This is a genomic window from Microcoleus sp. PH2017_05_CCC_O_A (assembly GCF_020738785.1).
Lineage (GTDB): Bacteria > Cyanobacteriota > Cyanobacteriia > Cyanobacteriales > Microcoleaceae > Microcoleus.
In genome coordinates this window covers 1-8,999 of sequence record NZ_JAEQCB010000241.1, presented here as the reverse complement: position 1 = coordinate 8,999, position 8,999 = coordinate 1, and the positions used below count along the sequence as shown (strand labels likewise).

Annotated in this window: 9 protein-coding genes; 7 read left to right on the top strand and 2 right to left on the bottom strand. The window is 44.3% G+C overall.

Features of this window, described 5'->3' with window-relative positions; all coding sequences use genetic code 11:
• Positions 1–385: 385 nt before the first annotated feature.
• Positions 386–1,090: a hypothetical protein gene (locus JGK20_RS32640; RefSeq protein WP_293178096.1), complete on the top strand. Its 705-nt coding sequence runs from the start codon at positions 386–388 to the stop codon at positions 1,088–1,090.
• An 803-nt stretch (positions 1,091–1,893) separates the two neighbouring features.
• Here the strand turns inward: JGK20_RS32640 and JGK20_RS32635 are convergent.
• On the bottom strand, positions 1,894–2,325 hold the full coding sequence (locus tag JGK20_RS32635) for an NADAR family protein (RefSeq protein WP_293178233.1): 432 nt from the start codon (positions 2,323–2,325) through the stop codon (positions 1,894–1,896).
• Positions 2,326–2,373: 48 nt separating this feature from the next.
• Positions 2,374–3,087, bottom strand: a complete 714-nt coding sequence (locus JGK20_RS32630) for a hypothetical protein (RefSeq protein ID WP_293178099.1) — start codon at positions 3,085–3,087, stop codon at positions 2,374–2,376.
• A gap of 121 nt (positions 3,088–3,208) precedes the next feature.
• On the opposite strand from JGK20_RS32630, the gene JGK20_RS32625 reads away from it, so the two are divergent.
• The 6 genes from JGK20_RS32625 (at position 3,209) to JGK20_RS32600 (ending at position 8,541) form a co-directional block, all read left to right on the top strand.
• The gene (locus tag JGK20_RS32625) at positions 3,209–4,288 is read left to right on the top strand and encodes a dipeptide epimerase (protein WP_293211334.1); all 1,080 of its coding nucleotides are present in this window, start codon (positions 3,209–3,211) and stop codon (positions 4,286–4,288) included.
• A gap of 245 nt (positions 4,289–4,533) precedes the next feature.
• Positions 4,534–5,298 (top strand): Uma2 family endonuclease, encoded by a 765-nt coding sequence (locus JGK20_RS32620; protein WP_293192987.1) that lies wholly within the window; start codon positions 4,534–4,536, stop codon positions 5,296–5,298.
• Between the two features lie 492 nt (positions 5,299–5,790).
• Positions 5,791–6,840 carry a DUF1611 domain-containing protein gene (locus JGK20_RS32615; RefSeq protein ID WP_293192973.1) on the top strand — a complete coding sequence of 350 codons (1,050 nt, stop codon included), beginning with the start codon at positions 5,791–5,793 and terminating at the stop codon, positions 6,838–6,840.
• Positions 6,841–6,883: 43 nt separating this feature from the next.
• Positions 6,884–7,519, top strand: coding sequence for a type I restriction endonuclease (locus JGK20_RS32610; RefSeq protein ID WP_293233574.1), 636 nt, complete (start codon positions 6,884–6,886; stop codon positions 7,517–7,519).
• A complete protein-coding gene (locus JGK20_RS32605) occupies positions 7,516–7,983 on the top strand; it encodes a GNAT family N-acetyltransferase (RefSeq protein ID WP_293192968.1) in 468 nt (155 codons plus the stop codon). The genes JGK20_RS32610 and JGK20_RS32605 overlap by 4 nt, the downstream gene beginning before the upstream one ends.
• Positions 7,984–8,319: 336 nt before the next feature.
• Positions 8,320–8,541, top strand: coding sequence for a hypothetical protein (locus JGK20_RS32600; RefSeq protein WP_293178115.1), 222 nt, complete (start codon positions 8,320–8,322; stop codon positions 8,539–8,541).
• Positions 8,542–8,999 lie beyond the last annotated feature (458 nt).

Genomic DNA, 8,999 nt, shown 5'->3' with positions numbered 1-8,999 from the left:
GAACCGCACCCAGATGTGTATCCAGTTATGATGACTATGTAGTCACCCTAGCCATCCCCTAAGTATTGCTACTCAGTTTCGACTAAACGAATCGCACTTACTTTTTATATTGTACGTCTATTTTGACGTATATCGGGAATCGACCAACAAAATCGATCGAACTCCTGTGGGATGGGCATCTTGCCCGTCCCTGCTTCCCAGGCTCTGTCTGGGAACCAATATCCAGAGACTCTGCCTAGCTTGTCTCTGATTCGCGGGAGGCAGAGCTTCCGGATCTACCTCCCCAGGCAGAGCCGGAGAATGAGAAAAAAGTATATAAAAATCGGCAAAATCTTCTTGAAGTTTTGTTACAATACGCAAAACTTGATATTTTAAACTATACGGAATGACCTTCTTCAACGCCTCCGAACCCCTAATCCGCTCCAAACAAGAACATCTCGACGTACAAGATCTCGCTGGCCTGTTGCGCCTCCGCTGGCAAGTCGGAAATATTACTCTTTTCTCAGGATTTTATACCCGCATTGACCAAACTTTTCTGCTTTGGGCTTTGGTGACGGCGGGGATTTTTTTCACGGCTCAGTTTGTCCCGCTTAGTTGGAGCTTTCAGGCGATTTTGTGGTCAACAGTGACTCTAATTGGCACTGCGATTATGGCCGTTTTGACTTTGTTTTGGGTAAAGGTTGAGCGGGTTAGCTGGATTCTTTACTCTTGGGCGATTTTGATGATTTCTGGTTTGATTTTGACGGATTGCAGTATTTTTGCGGGTTGGGGATTTTGGTTGCTGCATCTGTGCGATTTGTGGTTGGGGTTGAGCGCGATCGGCTATTTTTGTACTGGACTCGGTTTGCGATCGCGCACTTTTATCCTGATCGGGCTAACTCATTTATTTAGCATACCTCTATTAACCTTTGTTGCCCCTTGGCAATATCTAACCACAGGCATAATTATGGCCGGATGTTTGCTGTTACTCTCGGAGTTGCAGTGGGATATGCGATCGCCGATCGACAATACGTTGCTGTGCGAAGAACAAAAAGAATTCAACCGAATTCAACAGCAACGGCGGCAGTTGGGCGCGAATGCAGCCAAATAACTCAAAAATCTTAACAGTCCGCAATCTTATAATTCGCTGAAAACTCACTTAAGCTGCGATCCCCGAACCTAAGTCTGAGAGAGGATTCCAAAAGTGCGATCGATCTCTTAATCAAAACAAAAACAGCATCTTTTAGATCGAAAAAGTGTAAAGAATTCTGTACAACAGGTCACAATTTAGAGAAATCGCAGAGAATAGAAACATACAGCATAAATAAAAAATAAACCTTAACCAGAACAGGAGTTTTGTTGTTTTACCTGTGAATCGCCAACCTAAGGAGAACGGTGTCCGGGAGGCGACTGGCGAAAAATGCTGTACTTACCACGATAAAAGTTAATTCTGGTTGACAGTAGTTGTCAAAACCAAAAAGTGGTGCAGGGTTTTTACCGTTTCCCCTGCTTTGCAGTCTCTGAGGAGAGGCTAAACCCTCTACTAGAACAGCCTGAGGAGATTGGCACACAATTTGACAGGTGGTCAGGCGGATGTTTGAGTTACCTTGTTTAATAAAATTGAGGAAATGCTCGCTTAGCAGCATTGCAGGACTTAGGATTAAATAAGTCCTGCTTTATCATAGGTTCGTAGTAAGGACTTTAGTCCTCCCTCTTGAATTTAGAAAGAAAGGACTGAAGTCCTGACTACAAACTTGTAGGTTATGTTTTACTCGCTACGTGGATTTTCGCAAAAGGGTGCATCTGGTTTTGGAAGAGGGCGAAGCATGACCGTATATAAGTTATTAGTTCTAATCTCATATTGACTGCGGTCATGCTTCGCCCCTACAGATATATTTGTTAAACCCAGATACACTATCGCAAAATTTCTCGCACTTCCATTAAAATCTGTCCCAACATATTTTTGCCACTGCCATCTTTCCCACAACCCCAATAGTAATCTCCAGGCGCATTTTCGACTATTTCTTCATCCCCGGTAGCGAGTAAAATTTCGCGGATATCGGCATGAGTTTCAAATTTGCGTAATACGCATTTTCGCATGATATCATCTTTGACTTGTTCCCAATCTTGGCGCAGGGGACGAGAGCGTTCGCGCCCCATTGTTGCTGCATCTTTCGGCGTTTTTGCTTGGCGAATTTGCTCGCAGTGTTCCGTTTGGGGAAACTTTTGTGCTTGAAAATAATGTTCGGTAGTCGGCCAGTATTCTCCGTCTAACTTGAATCCGTGACGGGAAAAGTTAGAGAAACTACCGTATTCGCTGCGAGTGCTGTAAAAGTAGATAGTCATAATCTCTCCGATTTCAACCGCCATAATAACTTGGGTCTACGGCCAGCTTTACCTATCTTGATTCTCCACTATCTTAAACTGCAAATCAATATTTTCAAGATGGGAACCAATGTAAGACAACAAAGCGTAGATAAATACAATCGTTCCCACCATTTCCAAAATTTCCTCAACCGAAGCCAGCAAACCGTAGATCAAAGTTCGCTGACCTACCGCATCTGCATAATAACCGCAAACCATTTCCATGCCAAGCGCTCCACCTACATATATACTGCCTGCGAGTAGAAATAAATCCCTGGTTTTTCGGGGTAAGTGCCAGAGAAACTTGAGATAAGTCAGCCCAGTAACTGCAACAAAAATCGCCCCCGGAATTACCCAAATGAAGTAAAAAAATCCCCCTAAATTCAGTGACTCTCGCAAGTCGTTAATAATTAATATTTCATGCAGGCTCAAGATTTCATCTAAAGAGAATAATACAAAGATGAACCCTAGTGCCTTCCAATGCCGAAAATATCGATCGCCCTGCTTCTGCTTGGCAGCAGCAATAATACCTAGCAAAATCCCGCAAAACAGTAAAGTAAATGACGAGTACCACGAGGGATAATTTATTTCTCTGTCTAAATTAAACAAATGAATCCAGCGTTCGCGATAGTTAAAACCGTAGCGCAGAACTTGTACGGTGAAACCAGCAACAGCAAAGAAGAGCACCCAAATGCTAAGAGAGAAGGCAACTCTCTTTGGCGAAACAGAAATAATGAATTTCATCGACTTTTTGGTAAACTAGAACAAGCAAAATAAAACTATAAAGTAAAAAATAAAAAATGCAAACATCCGCGCTATCCGTCTCTGCTGATTGTTCTGTATAAAAAAATACTAATAACTGAAAATGCGCGTTCAAATTCAAACCTTCACTGTCCGCAAGCGGTTTGCACTTACCATCAGCCGCGGTACAACAGCCCAAAGTACCAATTTGTGGGTAAAATTAACACACGAAGGTATCGAAGGTTGGGGAGAAGCATCGCCCTTTTCCACAGGTTCTAAGCCCCAAACTACCGAGAGTCTGCTAGCAGCATTGCAGGAAGTTGCACCGCTACTAGAAAAGTTTACTCCGTGCGATCGCCAAAAAGTCGAACAAATTTTCACAGAAGTCGAGTTACCCTCGGCCGCCCGCGCCGGCATCGACATGGCAATGCACGACTGGCTGGGCAAAAAAGCAGGCTTCCCGCTGTGGAAAATGTGGGGATTAGATCGATCGCGCATTGTCCCCACATCAGTCACCATCGGCATAAATTCGCCGAGGAGTGCGAGAGACAGAGTGCGCGATTGGTTTGGCAAAGATGGGACAAATCCCGCCAGCATCAAATACCGCGCTGTCAAAATCAAGTTGGGAAATCCCGCAGGAATTGAAGCCGACAAAGCTATGTTAATCGCAGTATTAGACGAAGCACCACCCAACATTCAAATTAGTGTTGATGCTAACGGCGGTTGGAGTTTAAAAGAAGCAGTAGAAATGTGTCGCTGGCTGGAAAAATATAACATAAATTATGTCGAACAACCGCTATCACCAGTCGCGGATATGGCTGAATTCTCGGAACTTTACCGTCAATCGCCCTTGCCAATTTTTGCTGATGAAAGTTGCTTTAATAGTTCTGATATACCCAAGTTAGCACAGTGCGTCCACGGCATCAATATCAAAATGATGAAATCCGGCGGATTGAGCGAAGCTATGCGGATGATTCACACAGCCAAAGCCTGCAATCTGCAAGTGATGTTCGGCTGCTATTCCGATAGTGCGATCGCAAATACCGCAGCAGCACAACTTTCTCCCCTCGCTGATTACTTGGATTTGGACAGTCACTTGAATTTACTAGACGATCCTTTCAGCGGCGCAGTCGTTGAAAATGGGTGTTTGCTGCCAAATGGGCGATCGGGATTGGGAGTGCAGCGAATTGACCTTGTAGAATAGAAATATCGTTAAACAGTTGACAGTTGACAGTTGACAGTTGACAGTTGTAGCGTGCGTCGCCACCAACCATCACAAATAAAAATCGACCATTGATGAGCGACGCACCTTACTTACAGTTGACAGTTGATAGAGGAAGCACGAGGTTTTCAGGATGGGGATTTACAGCCAACCCTAAAAATATTCCACCTAAAGACGAGCGTTTTAAAACCATGAATTTCGATCAAAACAAATCTGGAGATACTATGATGCCAGTAGAATCAATAGGACAGGGAATTGATAGAGAAGCCAAGCTTTTTTTTGAAGAACACAAGCCGCCCACTGATTTAATCTTTGATGATGGTGCAGAAATGGAAAGCAACCGCCACCGCATAGCAATGACCGTTTTAATCCGTTCGGCAGAACAAGGTTTAGCTAACCGGAACGATTTTTTTGTCGGTGGCAATATGTTTATCTACTTCAGTGCCCAACAGGTTCGCAATCGGGATTATCGAGGCCCAGATTTTTTCGCTGTGTTGGGTGTTGACGGCAATACTTCCCGACAAGGCTGGGTAGTTTGGGATGAAAACGGACGTTACCCGGATATCATTGTGGAACTGCTTTCACCATCAACGGCTAATGAGGATATAGGCAAAAAAAAGGATATTTACGAGCAGGTTTTCAGAACACCTGATTATTTTGTATTCGATCCTTTCGATGCGAATTCTTTGCAGGGATGGCGTTTAGATAACAATCAACGCTATCAGCCGTTAGTCCCCGACGATCGGGGTTGGCTGTGGAGCCAAAGTTTGGGCTTTTGGTTGGGGACTTGGGACGGAATTGTCGATCGAGAAACAGCAACTTGGGTGCGTTTCTACGACGAATCTGGCAATCTAATTCTGTTACCTGAGGAAGCTGCTCAACAACAAGCAGAAGCTGCTCAACAACAAGCAGAAGCTGCTCAACAGCGAGCCTCGCGACTAGAAGCCAGATTGCGAGAATTGGGAGAAGATCCGAATGCTTTGAACCAGTAATCGCCAATCAGAAACCCGGTTTCTTCCTAGATTTATCGTTACTAAACGCAAAATTCTAAGAAACCGGGTTTCTAGCCCCCGTCGCCCGGATATGTAATCCGTGAAACTGTCCGCAGTGTTGATATAATGTCCGGTAAATTAACCACAATACTTGTAGGAGCGGGTTTCACCAACAATCTTTGATTCACATCCACAATATCGGGAGTATCTCAGTTTTGCAAGAATCATTTTTTTAAGAGCGGACTGAAGTCCGTACTAGCGGACTGAAGTCCGTACTACGAACCTTTTTTGAGCGGAACGAATCATTTTTTTAAGAGCGGACTGAAGTCCGTACTACGAACCTTTTTTGAGCGGAATGAATCATTTTTTTAAGAGCGGACTGAAGTCCGTACTACGAACCTTTTTTGAGCGGAACACTGTAAATGCAAAAATGAGATGCTCCCACAATCTCTATAAACACGCCCTCACTCACGAGGCGACTACACTGAATCAATGACTGAAAACTATCCTATCAAAAATGGCAAAGTTGCTATCTTGCTGCACGAGGGAATTCTCGGCACTTCCGGCAAAACAGGCTTAGCATTTTTGCGCTACAGTGAAGCACAAATTGTAGCAGTAATTGACCGCCAATGTCCGGGAAAATCTTTATCTGAATTAACTGGTATTCCTCAACAATTACCGATCGTTGCTTCCGTTGCAGAAGCACTGCAATTTGCGCCGGATATTCTGCTAATTGGTATTGCTCCATCCGGCGGTGTTTTGCCGCCGGAATGGCTGCCAGAAATTAATCAAGCGGTAGCAGCAGGTTTGTCGGTTGTCAACGGTTTGCACGCGAAACTTGCACCTTTGATAACGGTTCCGTTAACCGAAAATCAATGGATTTGGGACGTGCGTCAGGAACCGAAGTCTGTTGGGGCGATCGCCTCTGCCGCCGCTGCTAAATTAAGCTGTCGCCGCGTGTTAACTGTCGGTACAGATATGAGCGTTGGCAAAATGTCAACCAGTTTGGAACTCAATCGCACTTGTTTGCAGCGGGGTTGGCGTTCCAAATTTTTAGCAACCGGACAAACGGGTTTAATGATCGGAAATGAAGGCCTTGCATTGGATGCAGTTCGAGTTGATTTCGCCGCCGGTGCTGTCGAACAAATGGTATTGAAATTAGGTTCTGACTGCGATATTCTGCACGTAGAAGGGCAAGGTTCGCTATTGCATCCGGGTTCGACGGCGACTCTGCCGCTGTTGCGGGGCGCGCAGCCAACTCACTTAATTTTAGCGCACCGAGCCGGACAAATTCACATTCGCAATCACCCGCACGTATCGATTCCGAGTTTGTTGAAAGTGGTTGAATTGTACGAAATGGTGGCCCCTGCTGCGGGTGCTTTTGTTGGGGCAAAAGTCAGTGCTATCGCTCTCAATACTCATCACTTAACTGATGCAGAAGCGCTGTTAGCAATAGCAGGAATTCAAGCAGAAACGCGATTGCCTTGTACCGATCCGGTGCGGTTTGGCGCTGACGTGTTGCTGGGGGCGATCGCCAATTGATATGCTACAATAAGTTACAAATAGCTCTGAGCTACAGAAAACTATGACACAAAGCATTCAAGCAAAAGCACTGACACTCGGTGATGTCCAAACAAAATTTAATCTACAGTTGTCTGAAGACGAGCAATTTTTCCGAGAATGGATTGATGATTTGCCAGAAATTAGTGAGGTCGAAAAGCGATCGCTCGACAAGGTAAAAGCAGGCTATATCAATAGTACCTCATACCCTTTCCTAGAAGATACTGTAAAAATGGTGGTACTAGCTCCTTTGCTATTTGTAGCAGATTTTTTCCTAACTCCCTTTCACATAGAATGTGAAAAATCTGTTGAACTGATTGTCGAAGATGAAGATATAATTGTTAGGGGCAGCATAGATGTCCTATTATTGCTGCAATCTTTTTGGGTTGTGGCGATCGAAGCCAAGCGATCCCAATATTCCGTTGAAGCTGGACTTCCTCAATTGCTATTTTATATGCTGAATGACCCAAATTCAGAACAACCAACGTTTGGGCTGCTGACTAATGGCAGCAGTTTCCGATTCATTAAAGTGACTAAACAAGATACACCGCAGTATGCTTTATCTAAGTTGTTTGATATTCAGAATCCCGGCAACGAACTTTACGAAGTTTTTCGCATTTTCAAACGAATCGCTGCTGTAGTTTCCAGCTATAGCTCATGATTGCAAGTTCTGTTTCCTTACCATCTGGATGCACAATCCGCCAAGCGTCGGAGCGAGATATCAAATCAATTAGAATGTTAGTTTGGAGTGCGAAACTCGATCCGACTCAGTTGCGCTGGGAGCAATTCTGGGTGATCGAATGTGAGGGGAAATTGGCTGCTTGCGGACAATTGCGGAAGTTTACGGGCGCGGAAGAGTTGGGTAGTTTGGTGGTGGCGAAGGATTGGCGCGATCGCGGTTTGGGCATTTACCTGACAAAACATTTAATTCAACAGGCTACAGAACCGCTATATTTAGAATGTTTGGGAAAGCGGCTCGCATCATTTTATACCCGCTTTGGCTTCGTAGAAGTTTCCGTGCAAGATTTGCCGCAGTCCCTGAAATTCAAGTTCGGTTTGTCTCAGTTAGGTAAAACTTTATTCAGACTTCCGGTAACAATTATGCAGTATCAAGCAGGTTCTTGATAATTATGACTTTTATGAATTTGAGATTCTGAATTTATGAATTGATTTTAAGTTCGATCTGTTCAATAATTGGGATTACAGGCTCGGTTCGTAGTGAGGACTTCAGTCCTCATCAGATGAGAGAGGACTGAAGTCCTCACTACGAACTTAAAATCGGTTCGTAGTGAGGACTTCAGTCCTCATCAGACGAGAGAGGACTGAAGTCCTCACTACGAACCTCTGACTCACGCACTAGATATGTATGGATGTTCCGGATTGCCCGATCGACTTTGCGTAAACTCAGGATTCACAGCCTGCGGTAGTCCAGTTGCCTAAATTGGCACAGCTACCAGTCAGATGAGTAGGCTGAAACTATTGATAAATCGTTGTTTGCAGGCTGACGAGTGTCCTGTGCCAGTACCAGACGATAAAAGTGTCAGGGCGATCGCACCAAACACATTCGATTCCTGGGAAATTAGTAAGTGTCAAGCAAACGAGTCACAGCCCAATCACAAAAAAGCAACCCCAAAAATAAAACATCTTCACAGCAGCAGTAATGCGGAATCAGCCAATCCCTAGTGTAGATAACCACATCTACCCTTGAGGTAAATCCCACCCACGGCTCAACCACTAAATCGTTAATTCAATACCTCGGAATTACCGAAGTTAAACTCCCGCAACCGCTTCTCAAATCCCTTCTAAATTTCAAAAATTCTTGGGCTTCGATCCGGATAAAAGAAGGAAAGACAAGAACAATGAAATATCAGGACAATCAATCAATCTCAACCGAGGAAATGCAGCCTCTCAAATAGCATAAAGCGACAATTACACATCCATATATTGTAACACAACAGGAGTAAATATTATGTTCAACGTAGTAAAAGCTTTCGGCTCTATCTTCTCCACTCAAGGATACAGCACAGCCAACAATCTGTTAATCAAAAATTACGTCAACACCAACTTTAACTATTTCAACGAAGAAGCAGTCGTCGATGAATCGATTTACCCGAATCAAACAGGTCGCGTCCGCTTCCAAG

What these genes read in the sequence shown, in the direction of transcription:
- JGK20_RS32640 (WP_293178096.1), top strand. Translation starts at nt 386, where the DNA reads ATGACCTTCTTCAACGCCTCCGAACCCCTAATCCGCTCCAAACAAGAA.
- JGK20_RS32635 (WP_293178233.1), bottom strand. Translation starts at nt 2,325, where the DNA reads ATGACTATCTACTTTTACAGCACTCGCAGCGAATACGGTAGTTTCTCT.
- JGK20_RS32630 (WP_293178099.1), bottom strand. Translation starts at nt 3,087, where the DNA reads ATGAAATTCATTATTTCTGTTTCGCCAAAGAGAGTTGCCTTCTCTCTT.
- JGK20_RS32625 (WP_293211334.1), top strand. Translation starts at nt 3,209, where the DNA reads ATGCGCGTTCAAATTCAAACCTTCACTGTCCGCAAGCGGTTTGCACTT.
- JGK20_RS32620 (WP_293192987.1), top strand. Translation starts at nt 4,534, where the DNA reads ATGCCAGTAGAATCAATAGGACAGGGAATTGATAGAGAAGCCAAGCTT.
- JGK20_RS32615 (WP_293192973.1), top strand. Translation starts at nt 5,791, where the DNA reads ATGACTGAAAACTATCCTATCAAAAATGGCAAAGTTGCTATCTTGCTG.
- JGK20_RS32610 (WP_293233574.1), top strand. Translation starts at nt 6,884, where the DNA reads ATGACACAAAGCATTCAAGCAAAAGCACTGACACTCGGTGATGTCCAA.
- JGK20_RS32605 (WP_293192968.1), top strand. Translation starts at nt 7,516, where the DNA reads ATGATTGCAAGTTCTGTTTCCTTACCATCTGGATGCACAATCCGCCAA.
- JGK20_RS32600 (WP_293178115.1), top strand. Translation starts at nt 8,320, where the DNA reads ATGAGTAGGCTGAAACTATTGATAAATCGTTGTTTGCAGGCTGACGAG.